Below are 17,050 nucleotides of genomic sequence, written 5' to 3'. Positions count from 1 at the left end.
GGGATGGCGCCATTGGCATTTGATGAAATGATCACTGCGGACAACGATCCGCGTGCACCGTACCAGAACTACTTCGATTGGTATTCCAGCCAGGATCCGGCAAGGCTTTTGGCGAAATCGCGAGATGCTGAGAACATCTTCCGCAAGACCGGCATCACCTTCGCCGTCTATGGGCATGCCGACAGCGCCGAAAAGCTGATACCCTTCGACATCATTCCGCGGATCATTTCCGGCCGTGAGTGGCGCAAGCTCGCCCAGGGCATCGAACAGCGCGTGCTGGCTCTCAATGCCTTTCTCGACGACATCTATCACAAGCAGGAAATCATCAAGGCCGGCCGCATTCCCCGCGAGCTGATCGAGAAAAACGTCGCCTTTCTGCCCGAGATGATCGGCTTCCGCCCGCCAGGTGGCGTCTACACCCATATCGTCGGCACCGATATCGTGCGCACCGGCGAAGACCAGTTCTACGTTCTCGAAGACAATGCCCGCACCCCCTCCGGCGTCTCCTACATGCTGGAGAACCGGGAAACCATGATGCAGATGTTCCCGGAGCTCTTCCAGCTCAACAAGGTGCAACGCGTCGAGGACTATCCCTATCTGCTGCGCCAGTCGCTGGCCTCGCTGGCCCCTCCCGGATGCAAGGGCAAGCCGCGCGTCGCGGTGCTGACGCCCGGCATCTATAACTCGGCCTATTACGAACACTCCTTCCTCGCCGACATGATGGGCGTCGAACTGGTCGAGGGCTCGGACCTGCGTGTCATCGATGGCAAGGTGAAGATGCGCACCACCCGCGGCTACGAGGCGATCGACGTGCTCTACCGTCGCGTCGACGACGACTTCCTCGATCCGCTCACCTTCCGCCCCGATTCGGCGCTAGGCATCCCTGGCATCATGGACGTCTACCGCGCCGGCAACATCACCATCGCCAATGCGCCGGGCACTGGCATTTCCGACGACAAGGCGATCTACTCGTACATGCCGGAGATCGTCGAATTCTACACCGGCCGCAAGGCCCTGCTGGAGAACGTGCCGACCTGGCGCTGCTCGGAAGCCGACAGCCTGAAATACGTGCTCGAGCACCTGGAAGAGCTCGTGGTCAAGGAAGTCCACGGCTCCGGCGGCTATGGCATGCTGGTCGGCCCGACGGCCACGAAGAAGGAGCGCGCTGACTTCGCCGAAAAACTCAAGGCGCGGCCCTCCAACTACATCGCCCAGCCGACGCTGTCGCTCTCGACGGTGCCGATTCTCGTCAACAAGGGGATCGCGCCCCGCCACGTCGACCTTCGTCCCTATGTCCTCGTCTCCGACAAGGTGCAGATCATTCCCGGCGGCCTGACCCGCGTGGCCCTCAAGCAGGGTTCGCTGGTGGTCAATTCCAGCCAGGGCGGCGGCACCAAGGACACCTGGGTACTGGAGGACTGACATGGTCATGCTCGGAAGAACTGCCAACGGCCTCTTTTGGATGTTCCGGTACATCGAGAGAGCCGAAAACATCGCCCGTCTCGTCGATGCGGGCCTTCGCATGTCGCTCACCCGATCCGGCGCCTCGGACGAGGACTGGGACGCCGTCCTGAAAAGCGCCGACGTCCGCCCGCTGTTTGCCGAACGGCACGGCAAGGTGACGGCCTCTGATGCCATCGACTTCATGCTGCGCGATCCAGCCAACCCGTCGAGCGTCATGTCCTGCATCGACGCCGGCCGCAACAATGCCCGCATGGTGCGAACCGCGCTCACTCGTGAGACCTGGGAAGCCACCAACGAATGCTGGATTGAATTGAAGCAGATGCTCGCCCGCAAGCTGAAGTCGGCAGACCTGCCCGAGGTCATCGACACCGTGAAGCGCCGCGCCGGTCTGATCCGTGGCGCCTTCCACGGCTCGATGCTGAGAAACGAGCTCTACAACTTCGCTCGCATCGGCACCTTCATCGAGCGGGCCGACAACACCAGCCGCATCCTCGATGTGAAATACTACGTGCTCCTGCCGGCGATCACCCATGTCGGCTCCTCGCTCGACAACATGCAGTGGGAATCGATCCTGCGCTCGGTCTCCGCCCATCGCTCCTATCGGTGGGTGTATGACGGGGAATACAAGGCGAGCAACATCGCCGACTTCCTGATCCTGAGCGGTCAGATGCCGCGCTCGCTTGCCTATTGCTACGAGAAGATCGTTTCCAATCTCGGCTACATCGGCAAGGACTACGGCGAGCGCCTCGCCGCACACGAAACCGCCGATACGGTCTTTGCAACTCTTCGGGCGACCAGCATCGATCAGATCATGGATCAGGGGCTGCACGAGTTCCTCGACAATTTCATTGCCCTCAACAACAAGCTGGGCAGCGAGATCACCGAGGGCTACAGGTTCTACAGTTGAGCAGGATTGAGCGCATGCGTCTCCGGATTACCCATACCACCGAGTATCGCTACGACGATCCCGTTCAGTATTCGCTGCAGCGCCTGCGACTGAGCCCCCAGGATAGCCCGGGCCAGAAAGTGCTGTCGTGGAACATCGTCGTCGATGGCGCGAAGGTCGAAGCGGGCTTCAACGATCAGTTCGGCAACCACACGCACCTCGTCTCCACCGAAGGCGATAGCCACAGCGTTCATATCGTCGCTTCGGGTGAAGTCGAGACGGAAGACCGGGCCGGAGTCTTCGGCCCGCATCAGGGCTATGTGCCGCTCTGGCTCTATCTGCGTGATACGCCCCTGACCAAGCCAGGCAAGCTCATCCGCGAGCTTGCGCGGAGCCTGTCGGGCGGCGATGAACTGGCGAAGATGCATGACCTGATGGGCAAGCTCAACGCACAGATCGCCTATGAAACCGGATCGACCGGCACGGAAACCACCGCCGAACAGGCGCTGGAAGCCGGCCACGGCGTCTGCCAGGACCATGCCCATGCCTTCATCGGCGCGGCAAGGGCCTTGAGCCTGCCGGCCCGCTATGTCTCAGGCTATCTCCTGATGGACGATCGGCTGGAGCAGACCGCAACCCATGCCTGGGCGGAAGTCTATCTACAGGGCCTCGGCTGGGTAGGTTTCGACGCCGCCAACAACCACTGCCCCGACACCCGATACGTCCGGATCGCAACAGGCCTGTCTTATGCAGATGCAGCTCCAGTCTCCGGCATGCGCATCGGGCTCGCCGGCGAGGACCTCACAGTCAAGCTGATGGTCGAGGCGACGCAGAGCCAGAGCCAGTCTCAAAGCTGATCCTTCCTCTGACGGGTTCCTGCTGACGTGCAACGCAAGCCCCACACCACGTCGGGCTGCTCTTGTGCCGAGAAAGCGCGGCGAGGTGACCGCAGCGGAGGTCTTGGCACGCATGCTGTTTGGAAAGTCGCTCTTCCAGTCGGTCGTTGACCGGCTCGACGCGGAAGCCGAGGAGCAGCCGCCGGCAGACGAACCCACCTTCCGGATCAACGGCCTGTCGACGAGCTTCCTGCCCGAAACGCCCGAGCAGGACCCGGGCCCTTCTCTGTCGGAATCGGGCGCAGATCCCAGGCTCGATGCCTATCTGTCCCTGATGTCTGATGAGATCCCGCCGGCAGAGCCTGAACCGCCTGCCGAACCCCTTGAGACCCTCCCTCCGCCACCACCGGTCTGGCTGGATCGGCTTTCTCCCGAGGAGGTCGTCGAAGATCTCGGCCTCGAGCCATCGGACGATCGCGAGCGACTTCAGGAGCGCAGGCGGGCATTCGCCCGCGACAATCATCCGGACCGTCTGCCCGCAGATTTCCGCGAACAGGCAACAATCCGGATGAAAATGGCGAATCGCCTGATCGACGAGGCGATCAAGCGATATGATCTGGGATTTGGACGCTGACTATCAGTCGTAGAGGCGCCTGAGGAGACGGTTCACCGTATCGCGCTCGGCAACGCCGCCAAGTTGCTCCAGCACCCAGCGCTCGTGATCGATCCAGATCGGCATCAGCTCTTCGAGATAGGCCTCGCCGGCCGGCGTCATGTAGAGCGACTGCACCCGACGGTCGGTTTCCGACTTGCGGCGCTCGATATAGCCCTTGTTCTCCAAACCATCGACAATCGCGACGAAGTTCGCCCGCTGGATGCCAAGCGCCTCAGCCACTTCGCTCTGCTTGGCGCCCTGGTTGTCGGTCAGAAGAAGCAGGGTTGCAAAATCGGTCGGCCGAAGACCTTTCGAAGAAAAGGCTTCGTTGAAATGCTGAAAGACGGCAAGCTGCGCACGCCGCAGTCGATACCCAACAGCATCGTCCATGACTGAAAAGTCTAGACCAGACGTGTTGGGTAACAATTCATCCATAGTAATTTCAGGCATTTCCCCGCCATTATCATTATTGCCCCTCGGGCGACCGCTGCCCCCGACAACGACCTTCCTGTAACGATACTAACCGTTTAAGCCGTTGCCACAAGGGCACAATCGGCTCCGGAACGGAGAGACGAGCAGTTTTTGAACGTCTAACGTTCATTCCCCCCAGGTTTGGTCTCGGTCACAAATGCTCGGGCGAGCATTTGACCGGCATTCGCCCATTTCGCCCGCCTTCAAGCCGGCGCGTCTTGATTTACCCTGAGCCGCCGGCTGTTTTTTCGGATTGATGCGCGCGAGCGACTGCGCTATGACCGCTTCTGGAACGGCGAGTCACATCGCCTTCGGATGCACCCGTAGCTCAGCTGGATAGAGTGTTGGATTCCGATTCCAAAGGTCACAGGTTCGAATCCTGTCGGGTGCGCCATTTTCCACAAGCCGCAAGCAGTGTGTCAGCATAGCCAGTTTCAAGCATGGCTTCATCAGCGGCATGCAGCTGAATAACGCGGACGTGATGGGAAATCGCTGTTCCATGCGGCACTCCCCGGCCCCATTACTTTGCCAAGCCCCCGAAAACGCTGGACTTTGACCAAGGAGAAATCCATCCTCGACCCGTTAAAGGGAGCCGGAATCGCATATGCACCCGGCCCCGAACAGTGAAGCGCCGAAGAGCGCTCCGGGGGGAGACGATATGGAACACATTTTCACGCCGCCACGACCGTGGCTGGCGGCTTACGGCACAGGCATCCCGCAGGAACTGGGCGATTTGCGCTACCGCAGCATCGCCGAACTGGTGGATCGGTCCTGCGCCGAGAACGGCCCGCGCAAGGCTTTCACCTGCGTGGTACCGAACGGCATGAATGGCAGCCTGACCTATGACCAGGTCGGCGAGATGTCGGATGCCTTCGCCGCCTTCCTGCACCACGATTGCGGCTTGCGTGCCGGCGACCGGGTCGCAGTGCAACTGCCGAACGGCCTGCCCTATCCCGTGGTCGCCTTCGGTGTGTTCAAGGCTGGCTGCATTCTGGTCAACACCAACCCGCTCTACACGCCGAGCGAAATGATCCATCAGTTCAACGATTCCGGGGCCAAGGCGCTGGTGATCGTCGACATGTTCGCCGACAAGCTGTCAGAAGTCGTGCCGAAGACGGGTATCAAGACCGTGGTTCTCGCCGGCGTGCCGGAATTCTTCCCCAAGCTACCCGAGATCATCATTCGAGGTGTCCAGAAGGTCTGGAACAAGGTTCTCCCGCCTATCCCGAACATCGGCGTTCCCGTTTTGCGGATCAAGGAAGCGCTCGCCAAGGGCCGGGTTCACGGCGCTGACGTGAAAGCCATGTGGGCCGCGTCGGGGCCCGATGACCTCGCCCTGTTGCAATACACGGGTGGCACCACCGGCGTCGCCAAGGGCGCCATGCTCACCCATGGCAATATTCTGACCAATCTCGACCAGGTGCGCGCGGTATCGGGCGGCGTGATGGCCCGCGAAGATCAGGTGCTGACGGCGCTTCCGCTCTATCACATCTTCGCCTTCACCGCGAACCTGATGACCTTCTTCGAACTTGGCGCACGCAACATTCTGATCCCCTCGCCCCGCCCGGTACAGAACCTGCAGCGGGCGATCGAAAACTATCCGATCACTTGGATCACCGGCGTCAACACGCTGTTCAACGGCCTGATGAACGAAGAATGGTTCGCAGCCTACCCGCCCAGGAAGTTGCGCGCAGCGATCGCCGGTGGCACGGCGCTGCATGAGGCAGTTGCAACCCGCTGGCGGGTGATGACGGGGACCCCCATCGCCGAAGGCTACGGGCTCAGCGAAACCTCGCCGCTGGTCAGCTTCAATCCCCTCGATGATCGTGCCAAATCCGGCAGCATCGGCATTCCTGTACCAGGCTGTGACGTCATTCTGGTGGATGGCGACGGCAAGCTCGTTTCATCAGGCGAGCCGGGTGAACTTCTGGTTCGCGGCCGCCAGGTCATGCTCGGCTACTGGCAACGTCCCGATGAGACGGCGACGGCCCTGCAGAATGGCTGGTTCGCGACTGGCGACATCGCCGTCATGGACGACGAGGGCTTCCTGAAAATCGTCGACCGCAAGAAGGATCTGGTTCTCGTCTCAGGCTTCAACGTCTACCCCAACGAGGTGGAGGACGCGCTCGCCAAGATGGATGCGGTCCTCGAGGCCGCCGTCGTCGCCATTCCAGACGCTAAGACCGGCGAAGCCGTCCGGGCCTATGTCGTCAAGAACCCGGATCACGACGGCGAGCTCACAGAGGAGGCGATCCGCAGCCACTGCAAGACCCTGCTCAGCGATTACAAGGTGCCGAAATCCATCGTCTTCCGGGACACGCTGCCAAAGACGCCCATCGGCAAGATCCTGCGCAAGGATCTGAAGGCCGAAGTGCAGAGCGAATTCAAGAAGTGAGGGGCAGACAGCATGTTGACGGAACTTGAAACCACCCTTCTCGGCATCATGATGATGGTGATCATGCTCGGCATGGGCGCCTCCATGACCTGGCGCGACTTCTTCATCGCCTTTCGCAAGCCCAAGGGCATTCTGGTCGGGCTGTTCAGCCAATACCTGATCATGCCCTTCCTGGGTTATGCCCTGGCACTCGCCCTCGGCCTGCCGGCCGGCATGGCGGCGGGCCTGATCCTGATCGCCTGCATGCCAGGCGGCACCACAAGCAACATCTTTGCCTATTTCTCCAAGGGCGTTCTGGCACTCTCGATCATGATGACGACGGTCTCGACGCTGGTTGCCGTGGTCACCGTCCCCTTCCTGCTCAGCTTCTACAGCGGCCTCGCCGGCCTCGGCGGGGACTATGTGATCCCGGCCGGCAATGTCGCCCAGGTACTCGTGGTGCTGCTCGTGCCAACCGTGCTTGGCATGTTCCTGCGCAAGATGAACGCCAATGTCGGCGCCACGATCGAGATGATCGGCTCGCTGCTCGGCGTTGTCGTCATCCTCTTCCTGATCGGCTCCTGGGTGCCGCGCAATTACCAGATGCTGCTCGACACCCCCTTCCCCGTCTATATCGCGGCAGTCGGGATCGGCTTGACGGGCATGTTGCTCGGCTACTGGCTGGCCAGGGCGCTCCGCCAGGACAGCAACCGTGCCCGCACGATCAGCCTTGAAACCGGGATCCAGAACGGACCGCTCGCAGCACTGATCGTGACACTCTCCTTCACCGGTATTCAGCAGCAGGAGGTTCTGTTCATCCCGATCCTCTACAGCCTGTTCATCGTCATCACCTCGTCGTTCATCACCATGTGGTATCGACGGAGCGCAACAGCCGAGGCTTTGGCCCGCGATGCCGCAAAGGTTCGCGTCTGATGGCATGAGGGCCGCTGGAGATACCGCCGACTGGGATACTACTTTCCCATAGATAGCATCCAGAGTGACGCCCGCCAGCTGTCCGAGTTGGCGGGCTTTTCCGTGCCGCGCGAATACACCTGTCTTCACAGGCACGGCGATATGGACGTCGCCCCCCAGGACCACCTCGGCCAAATCCGAGAGAGCAGCCCAAACGAAAAGCCCCACCGCAATGGGTGGGGCTTTCTAAAGCTATCTGTGAGAAGAGGCGCCGAGCGCCTCCCCCGATCAGAGCGACTGGTAGGCTGCGATGATCGCAACAACCTGCTCGTCGTTCAGCGCGTTGATCTGCGCTGTGGTGAACGATTGCAACTGATCGCTGCTCAGATCGTCGATGTCCTGTGTGGACAGACCGGCCAGCGCCGAGGTGCTGATCGCAGCAATGTCGTCGGTCGAGAATTCGGCCAGGTCTTCGCTCGCCAGGGCACTGATACCCGCCGAGTTCAGAGCCGCAACCTGCGTCGACGTCAGAGCTTCGATCTGGTCCGTCGTCATTGCAACCAGTTGGTCGGTCGTGAGGGCCGCAATGGCGCGGGTGCTCAGAGCCACCACCTGGTCGGTGCTGAACGAGGCGACATTATCGGTCGACAGCGAGCGGATCTGGCTCGAGGTCAGCGCCGCGATCTGGCCTGTTGAGAGACCGTCGATCTGGTCGGACGTCAGGGCACCCACTTGAGCGGAGCTAATCGCAGCCACCTGAGCGGCGCTGAGACCGGTCAGTTGAGCCGAGGTCAGTTCGGCAAAGTTGTCGGTCGACAGGGCCGCAATGGTCCGCGTGCTCAGAGCACCGAGTTCAGCCGACGAGAAGGTCGCCATGTCTGCCGTTTCAAGGCCACCAATCGCTGCGGTGCTCAGCAATGCCAGCTGACCGGACGACAAGACGTCGATCTGGGCGGTCGAGAGCGCCGTCACCTGCCCCGAGCTGAGGCTTGCGAAGACCCGGCTCGAGAGTGCCGCAATCTGATCCGTCGAGAAGGAGGCCAGATTGTCGGTGGACAAGGCAGCGATCTGGGCCGACGTCAACGCACCCACCTGCCCCGCAGTCAGACCGTCGATGTCATCCGTAGTCAGCACACCGATCTGGGCGGTCGTCAGGGAGGCAACCTGAGTGGTGGTCAACCCGGCGAGCTGCGTCGAATTGAGAGTAGCGAACTGATCGGTCGACATTGCGCCCAAGGCTCGGGTGTTGAGTGCCGCGACCTCCTCCGACGACAGACTGCTGATCGACGTTGTGGTCACACCGGCAATGCCCTGAGAGCTGATGGCGCCAAGCTGTGCCGTTGTAAGACTGGTAAACGGTATCGCGGGCATTGCGATAATCTGGTCCGAGCTCCAGCTAGCGATACCGCCTGTGGCCAGGCTTGGGATCTGCAAAGAGGTCAGAGCGTTAATCGCTGCAGTCGTCAGAGCCGCAACCTGTGTGGACCTGAGCGCCGCAAGCTGGGTCGAACCCAGGCCAGCTACCGTATCGCTTCTCAGCGTAGCAACCTGTGCAGTCGTAAGTGCAGCGATCTGGCCTGTCGTGAGACCCGAGAGCTGGGTCGAGGTGAGAGCCGCGAAGTTGTCGGTGCTGAGAGCTGCAATGGTGCGGCTCTGCAGGACAGCAAGCTCGGTGGAGTCGAGAGTTGCGAGGTCATCGGTTCCGAGACCGGCGACCGCGGCGGAGCTGATCTGGGCCAACTGTGCCGTCGAGAGGGCTGCAAACTGGTCCGTATCAAGTGCTCCGATCTGGGCCGAGCTGAGGGCACCGACCGAGCGGCTGTTGATCGCAGCGACCTGGGCCGTATCAAGACCTCCGATCGCATCTGCCGACAGGCCGGAGATTGCGGCCGAGCTGATCACCCCGATCTCGGCTGCCGAGAAGGTGGCGATATCGTCAGACGACAGGGCAGCGAGGTCGGCCGAGCTCAGCGCGGTGATCTGGGCCGAGGTCAGTGCTTCGACCTGGTCGGTGCTCATCGCGGCGAGCTGTGCCGATGTCAGGGCGCCGATGGCTCTGGAATTCAGCGCAGCAACCTGATCGGTCGACAACGATGCGATGTTGTCGGTCGACAGAGCGACGATCTGGGCGGATGTCAGTGCCGCAGCCTGGTTCGCCGAGAGACCATCGATCTGATCCGAGTCGAGGACACCAAGCTGGCCAGTGGTCAGGGCGACGATCTGGCCGGTCGTCAGACCGCTCAGCTGGAGCGAGTTGAGGGCGGCGATGTTGTCCGTCGACAGTGCAGCCAGAGCGCGAGAGTTAAGCGCCGCCAGATCGGTCGATTCGAAGACTGCCACGTCATCGGTCGCAAGCCCGGCAACAGCTGCGGATGTCAGGGCCGCAAGCTGGTTGGTCGTCAGCACACCGATCTGATCGGTGGACAGGGCAGCGATTGCGCCAGAGCCAAGGGCGCCGATGGCGCGGCTGCTGATCGAAGCCACCTGGTCCGTGTCAAGCGAGGCGAGGGCATCGGTGGTCAGCGCCCTGACCTGCGAGCTGGAGAGCATCCCGATGAGGGCGCTCGTCAGACCATCCAGCTGATCGCTGACGAGGGTCTCGATCTGAGCGGTGGTAAGGGCCGTCACCTGACCTGTCGTGAGGCCAGCCAACTGAGCCGAGTCGAGCAGTGCGAAGTTGTCGGTGGTCAGCGCCGCCAGAGCTCTGGAGTTGAGCGCCGCGAGTTCGACAGATGTCAGCGTATCGATGGCGGAGCTATCGAGACCGACGATGGCCGAAGACGTCAGGGCCGCAAGCTGACCGGTCCCAAGCGCGGCGAACTGGTCGGAGTCGAGCGCCCCAAGCTGGCTGGACGACAGGCTGGCGATGGCGCGTGAGCTGATAGCGCCGACCTGATCCGTGGAGAGGGAAGCAATCGCATCCGTATCGAGGGCGCGGATTTGTACACTGCTCAGTGTCGCGATCTGTCCGGCAGTCAGACCGTCGATCTGACCGGTCGAGAGGCTGCCGACCTGCGTGCTGGTCAGCGACGCCATCTGTCCGGTGGTCAGGCCAGCAATCTGGTCAGAGCTGATCAGGGCCAGATTGTCGGTCGACAGCGCGGAAATCGCACGGGAGTTAAGAACCGCGAGTTCAGCCGAAGTCAGGGTGCCGATGGCATCGGAGTTGAGGCCGCGGATGGCCGCAGACGACAGGACCGCCAACTGTCCGGTTCCAAGTGCCGCGAACTGGTCGGAGGTCAGCACGTTCAGCTGTTCCGACTTGAGCGAAGCGAGGGCGCGGGTGCTGAGGGCACCGATCTGGTCGGTGGTCATCGACGCGATGCCGGCCGTGCTGATGGAGGCGAGCTGCGAGGAGGAGAATGTGGCAACCTGCGCCGTTGTCAGACCGTCGATCTGGTCGCTGGTCAGCGAACCAACGAGCACGGTCGACAGGGCAGCGATCTGTGCGCTCGTCAGACCGACGATCTGATCCGATCCGAGGGTGGCGAAGTTGGCGCTCGACAGGGCAGCCAACGAACGCGACTGCAGGGCAGCGATTTCGGTGGAGGTAAAGGTGGCCACGTCCTCGGCTTCAAGAGCTGCGACGGCGACCGAGGTCAGCGATGCGAGCTGCCCGGTCGACAGGGCGGCGATCTGATCCGAGGTCATGGCGGCGACCTGGGCGGACGAGAGTGCGGCCACGGCGCGGGTGTTCATGACACCGATCAGGTCTGTCGACAGTTCACCGATCACGTCGGTAGATATGCCGCGGATGGCTGCCGAGTTGATGATCGCGAATTCATCCGTGCTGAAGGTGTTGATGTCTTCAGAGGAGAGCGCCTGCAGGTCGGCCGACGAAAGGGCGGCAATCTGCGCCGAGCCGAGGGCTTGGATCTGATCACTCGTCATCGCCGTGAGCTGGGCTGCCGTCAGCGCACCGACCGCGCGGCTGCTGAGTGCAGCGACCTGGTCGGTGGAGAGGGAGACCACATTATCCGTACCGAGCGCGATGACCTGTGCAGAGCTCAGGGCTCCGACCTGGGAGGCGCTGAGGCCGTCAATCTGATCGCTGTCGAGCGCAGCCACCTGCGCCGTCGTCAGCGAGGCGATCTGGCCGCTCGAAAGAGCCGTCAGCTGGGCGGAAGTGAGGCTCGCGATGTTTTCGGTGGAGAGGGCTGCAAGCGTACGCGAATTTAGGGCGGCAAGTTCCGTCGACGTGAATGTCGCCAGATCTTCCGTCTCCAGACCCTTTACGGCGGCCGAGCTGAGCGAAGCGAGCTGTTGTGTCGAGAGAGCCGCCACCTGGTCGCTGCTCAGGGCAGCCACCTTGGCAGAGTCGAGCACACCGATTGTACGGCTGCTGAGCGCGCCGACCTGATCGGTCGTGAACGACGCCAGCGTATCCGTGGTCAACGACTTCATCTGGGCGCTGGTCAGGCCGGCAATCTGGGTGGGAGTGAGACCATCAACCTGATCCGAGCTCAATACACCGATCTGTGCTGCCGTCAGACCAGCGATTTTCGCCGAGGTCAGGCCGGTCAGCTGGCCGGAGCCCAGAGCCGCGAAGTTCGCCGTAGAAAGGGCGGCCAGGGTTCGGGAGCTGAGAGCGGCCACGCCGTCCGAGGAGAGCACAGCGACGTCGTCGGTACCGAGACCGGCAACAGCCACGGAGGTCAATGACGCGAGCTGGCCGGTGGTCAGGACATCGATCTGGTCGGTCGAAAGTGCAGCAACCTGCGTCGATTTCAGTACCGCCACTGCCCGGCTGTTCAGGGCAACAATCTGGTCGGTCGAGAACGAAGCGAGCGCATCGGTCGTGAGTGCGGTGACCTGGCGCGAGCTGAGCGCCGAGATCTGCGTTGCGTCCAGGCCGTCGATCTGATCCGAAGTCAGCGTTGCGATGGCAGCGGTCGACAGCGCGGCGATCTGGCCGGTGGTCAGGCCGGAAAGCTGGGTGGAGCTGAGGGTCGCAAAGTTGGCGGTAGAGAGGCCGCCGAGAGCGCGTGTGCTGATGACGGCGAGTTCTGCCGAGGTCAGTGTCGCGACGTCGTCGGTCTGGATGCCGGAAAGGGCGACGCTGCTCAGCGAAGCGAGCTGCGTGGGGGTCAGCGCCGCGAACTGCTCCGACGTCAGGGCCGTCATCTGGGTAGAGTTCAGCGCACCCAGCTGCCGGCTGCTCAGCGCCGTCATCTTGGCACTGTCGATGACGGAAAGCTGATCCACTGTTAGACCGCGGATGGCGACGCTCGAGATCGCACTGAGCTGAGCGGAGTCGAACTGATCGATGTCATCGGTCTGGAAGGCTGAAATCTGCCCGGACGAGAGCGCGGCGACCTGAGCGGAGCTCAGCGCAGCAACGTCGTCGCTCGTGAAGGAAGCGATGGTCGCCGTAGACAGCGACTTGATCTGGGTGATGCTCAGAGAAGAGATAATCGAGGTCATTTGACGCGCGCCTTCAACGTTAGCGATTGGCCGTTGCATTCCTTTGCCACCGGTCGGGGGAGCACGTCGGGTGCCTCACCGCGCGACCCGGGGAGCATCCTGCACCCCGAATGGCCACAATCCGAACGCAAACGCAGATCGATCGCGCTTGGCGTGCGGTGTCCTTGCGGACAAAAGTCTTTTGGTGAAACATGGCTCGAGCGAGCCTGGCGTTGGAGAGGGCATCATGCAGCAGAGCTAATCTCTGCTTCCCACACCTTTTGGAACGTCTACCCCCGTACCCGGGAGACGACCTTGGCTCATCATTCTGCAAACACAGAAATACGATGAGACGAGTCTTGCCCAGATGATTAGGGCGCACCCTATAATTTTCTATTAACGGACGTTCCCGGAACTTACCTGTCTATTCTTGGCAGAAAGCTAAGCCGGCGCCTCTTAACCTCGGATGCTATCGTCAATAGCGAGTGATTTGGCAAGTCCTAAGATAAGGCGGCCTGCCCCCACGCAAGCCCAAAGCAAGCTAGGCTGATTAGGAGTTTTGTACACGCCGCTCCGCGGGAACGTAACCCGGCCCCTGGCCGATGAGAGATATCATGTCGATGGTGATACATACCGCATTCGCCCCGGAGCAGAACGCCCAGCTCGCAACAGCTCTGGAGAAATCACGACGCCAGCAGCTTTCGCTGCTCGACGCCCTGCAGCTGGCGGAGCGGTGGTCGGCAGCGGGTCAGTTCGCGCTTTCCGCCGAACTCTACAAGACCTGGACGGCATTCAACGATCAAAGTCCGCTGCTTCACCTCGCCTTCTTCAACTATTCTGTGACGCTCAAGCAACTCGGCGACACCGCAGGCGCGGTCAACGCGTTGAAGGCGGCGCTGAAGGCTCAACCCATGATGGGCCAGGCGCACATCAATCTGGGTCGAACCTATGAGGACAGCGGTCTGGGCGCTCAGGCGATCCAGCAGTGGCGGAGCTACGTGGACTCGACCGCCGAAATCACTCCCGACAAATCGGTTCATCGTCTGATGGCCCTGCAGCATATTGGCCGTGTCATGGAAGGCGCCGGCCTTCTGGAGGATGCCGAGAATGCTCTCTGGCAGGCAATCGAACTGCGCCCCGACAAGCCGGAAGCAGGCCAGCACTGGATCTCGGTCCGCCAGCACCAGTGCAAGTGGCCGGTGGTACAGGGATCGGAATATGTGACGAAGCGGCAGATGCTGGACTCTATCTCGCCGCTCCCGCTCGCCTGTTATGCGGACGATCCGCTCTACCAGATGGCCAAGGCCTTTCGTTACTTCAAGATGCTGGCCGGCCGCCCGGACGCAGCACATCTCAACAAGCCCGTCCCGCGCAAGAAGGTCGGCACCGGCCAGCGCCTGCGCATCGGCTACGTCTCCTCGGATCTGCGCGACCATGCCGTCGGCTTCGCCCTGAGTGAGGTTCTCGAACTGCACGACAAGGCGTCCGTCGAAGTCTACGCCTATTACATCGGCGAGCCGCGCACCAATGATGCGACTCAAAACCGGATGAAGGCCGTCATCGACGTCTGGCGCGACATCACCGCGCTTTCGGACCTCGATGCCGCCAAGCAGATCATGGCCGACGAGATCGACATCCTCATCGACGTCAACGGCTATACCAAGCTCGCCCGCACGAAGATCTTCTCCTACCGCCCTGCCCCCGTCATCGTGAACTTCTGCGGCTATCCCGGCACCATGGCGAGCCCGGTCCATCAGTACATCATTGCCGACGAGCAGATCATCCCGCCCGGCAATGAACTCTACTACACCGAAAAAGTGCTCCACATTCCCTGCAACCAGCCGGTCGACCGAAAGCGTGCAATCGGGCCCCGCCCGACCCGCACCGAAGCCGGCTTGCCGGAAAACGCCTTCGTCTTCGCCTGCTTCAACGGCATGCAGAAGATCACCGCACCCGTCTTCGCCCGCTGGATGGCAATCCTGACAGCCACCCCCGGCAGCATTCTCTGGCTGCTCGGTGGCTCGGATATCGTCAACCAGCGACTGCGCGACCTCGCAAAGTCGGCAGGCGTTGACCCGGCCCGCATCTACTTCGCCTCCAAGGTGGCCAATCCGAACCATCTGGCCCGCATTGCGATCGCCGATCTCTTCCTCGACACCTTCCCCTATGGCGCCCACTCGACGGCGTCGGATGCGCTGACGATGGGCCTGCCCGTGCTGACGCTTCCGGGCAAGGGCTTCGCCTCGCGCTTCTGCAGCAGCATCGTCAAATCGGCCGGCATTCCGGAACTGATCTGCGCAAGCCCTGAGGACTACGTCCGCAAGGCGGTGGCGCTGGCGAACGACAAGACCGAACTGGCAAGGATCCGTACCTCCCTGCAGGCCCAGCGTGACACCTGCGCACTTCGCGACATCCCGCGCCTCGTGCGCCGGCTGGAAGAACTTTACTGGCAGATGCAGGGCGAGCGCGAGCGCGGCGACACACCTGTTCCGGATCTCTCCAACATGGAGATGTATTACGAAATCGGCTCGGAAGTGATGATGACCGAGGTCGAGTTCGAAGACGAGGCAGCCTATCGCAAGCGCTATCGCGACCGGATCTCCGCCTGGCATGATTTCCACCCCGTCCCGACCGACACACGTCTGTGGACGTGACGGCAGTGACGAAAGACTGCGGGCAAAGACCGAACTGGGCTGGGAGATAACTGTGGCGCCTGTAATACTAGTAACCTTTGCCGGCCGGGAACACCGGATGCAGATCCTCAACAGCTATGTCCGCAGGGCCATGGCCGACGGTCTGATCGACGAATGGCATATCTGGGACTTCACCCGCGCGGCTGCCGATCACGAATGGGTCACGCGTGAGTTCGGCCCGCTTCGCTTCATGGGCGACGCAGTGGGCTACCAGGCATGCGGGACAGCATCCGCCCGGTCTCCGCTGCGGCTCGATGCGAGGATCAACAACGACCTGCATCTGGCGATTTTGCCAAAGCATGACCCGGACAATTTCTACGAGGTCGTTATCGGCGGCTGGAACAATCAGCAGTCCGTCATCCGCAAGGCGCCCCGCGCGCGGCTCAATGATGCAGACCGAAGCGACGCCCCGACTGTCTGGGCGAAGCTGACCCCGAGCGTGCTATCGCCAGGCCGCGCCAACGAGGTCGTCGTCTCGATCGACCAATCCGGCACACCCGAACTGATGGTCAATGGCGTCGTGCTCGGCCGCTGGCCGGACATCGCACTGCCTGCTGGGGCCGACGTGATGGCCCGCGGCGGCTGGGGCGCCACGCTCGAACTCTGCCATGTCGACGCGCCGGTACGCCGATACGTCGGGAACCCCGGCGAACAGATGCCTTATTTCCAAGCTTATCAGTATTACGCCCGCCGTCTGGCCGATTTCGCAGACGCACTCTTCCTGAAATGCGACGACGACATCGTCTACCTGGATCTCGACGGCCTCGCAGGCTTCATCGACCACCGCCGCAAGAACCCGCATTACTTCGTGACCTCGGCGAATGTCGTCAATAACGGGGTCTGCGCCTACTTCCAGCAGGTTTCCGGCGCGCTCCCCGCCTCGCTCGGCCATTTCGAGCGTCCGCCGGGCGGCTTTGGCGGCACCCTCTGGACCGATCCGGACAAGGCGAACAAGCTGCATGACTTCTTCTTGGCATCGCCCGAGAAAGAGTTGCCGCTTCCCACCAAGGTGGTCGACTGGCAGGAACGCCAGTCGATCAACTTCATCGCCTGGCTCGGCCGCGATCTGCAGCACATGGCGCTCGCCAAGGGCGACGATGAAAAGATGCTGACCGTCGACCTGCCGGCCTTCCTGGATCGCCCGACATGCATCTATTCCGACTTCACTGTCAGCCATCTGAGCTTCGGACCGCAGGAGAACGGCGTCGACGTCAACAGGCTGATCGCCGCTTATGACACGCTCATGCGCGAGAAACTCTCAGCCTGACCACTTCATGATTCGACCGGCGGGTAACCGCCGGTCTCTTTGCAATTGGGCGAGATGCGGCAGGCCTTGCGGCTGGAACCGCACCGCCC

Annotated in this window: 10 protein-coding genes and 1 tRNA gene; 9 read left to right on the top strand and 2 right to left on the bottom strand. The window is 61.9% G+C overall.

The window, feature by feature from the left end; genetic code table 11:
- Positions 1-12: 12 nt before the first annotated feature.
- From IP85_RS04285 to IP85_RS04270, 4 genes are all read left to right on the top strand, one after another.
- Positions 13-1,422 (top strand): circularly permuted type 2 ATP-grasp protein, encoded by a 1,410-nt coding sequence (locus tag IP85_RS04285; RefSeq protein WP_054148536.1) that lies wholly within the window; start codon positions 13-15, stop codon positions 1,420-1,422.
- A 7-nt stretch (positions 1,423-1,429) separates the two neighbouring features.
- Entirely contained in the window at positions 1,430-2,371 is a 942-nt protein-coding gene (locus tag IP85_RS04280) for an alpha-E domain-containing protein (protein WP_054148535.1), read from the top strand.
- Between the two features lie 14 nt (positions 2,372-2,385).
- Positions 2,386-3,207, top strand: coding sequence for a transglutaminase family protein (locus IP85_RS04275; protein ID WP_054148410.1), 822 nt, complete (start codon positions 2,386-2,388; stop codon positions 3,205-3,207).
- A 112-nt stretch (positions 3,208-3,319) separates the two neighbouring features.
- Positions 3,320-3,820 (top strand): hypothetical protein, encoded by a 501-nt coding sequence (locus IP85_RS04270; RefSeq protein ID WP_054148409.1) that lies wholly within the window; start codon positions 3,320-3,322, stop codon positions 3,818-3,820.
- 3 nt (positions 3,821-3,823) lie between these two features.
- Here the strand turns inward: IP85_RS04270 and IP85_RS04265 are convergent, their stop codons facing one another.
- On the bottom strand, positions 3,824-4,231 hold the full coding sequence (locus tag IP85_RS04265; protein WP_054148408.1) for a MarR family winged helix-turn-helix transcriptional regulator: 408 nt from the start codon (positions 4,229-4,231) through the stop codon (positions 3,824-3,826).
- 398 nt (positions 4,232-4,629) lie between these two features.
- Between IP85_RS04265 and IP85_RS04260 the strand changes: the two genes are divergently transcribed.
- The 3 genes from IP85_RS04260 (at position 4,630) to IP85_RS04250 (ending at position 7,619) form a co-directional block, all read left to right on the top strand.
- A tRNA-Arg gene (locus IP85_RS04260) sits at positions 4,630-4,706 on the top strand.
- Positions 4,707-4,970: 264 nt separating this feature from the next.
- Complete coding sequence (locus IP85_RS04255) at positions 4,971-6,707, top strand: AMP-binding protein (RefSeq protein WP_054148407.1); 1,737 nt, start codon at positions 4,971-4,973, stop codon at positions 6,705-6,707.
- A 12-nt stretch (positions 6,708-6,719) separates the two neighbouring features.
- Entirely contained in the window at positions 6,720-7,619 is a 900-nt protein-coding gene (locus IP85_RS04250; protein WP_054148406.1) for a bile acid:sodium symporter, read from the top strand.
- Between the two features lie 267 nt (positions 7,620-7,886).
- Here the strand turns inward: IP85_RS04250 and IP85_RS04245 are convergent, their stop codons facing one another.
- Positions 7,887-13,022 (bottom strand): hypothetical protein, encoded by a 5,136-nt coding sequence (locus IP85_RS04245; protein WP_054148405.1) that lies wholly within the window; start codon positions 13,020-13,022, stop codon positions 7,887-7,889.
- A gap of 599 nt (positions 13,023-13,621) precedes the next feature.
- Here IP85_RS04245 and IP85_RS04240 point away from each other — a divergent pair.
- Positions 13,622-15,655, top strand: coding sequence for a glycosyl transferase (locus IP85_RS04240; RefSeq protein WP_054148534.1), 2,034 nt, complete (start codon positions 13,622-13,624; stop codon positions 15,653-15,655).
- Positions 15,656-15,752: 97 nt separating this feature from the next.
- Positions 15,753-16,961, top strand: a complete 1,209-nt coding sequence (locus IP85_RS04235) for a hypothetical protein (protein WP_082347577.1) — start codon at positions 15,753-15,755, stop codon at positions 16,959-16,961.
- Positions 16,962-17,050 lie beyond the last annotated feature (89 nt).

The organism is Rhizobium sp. AAP116 (assembly GCF_001295785.1).
Classification (GTDB): Bacteria; Pseudomonadota; Alphaproteobacteria; order Rhizobiales; family Rhizobiaceae; genus Allorhizobium.
This window is presented reverse-complemented; position numbering and strand designations above follow the sequence as displayed.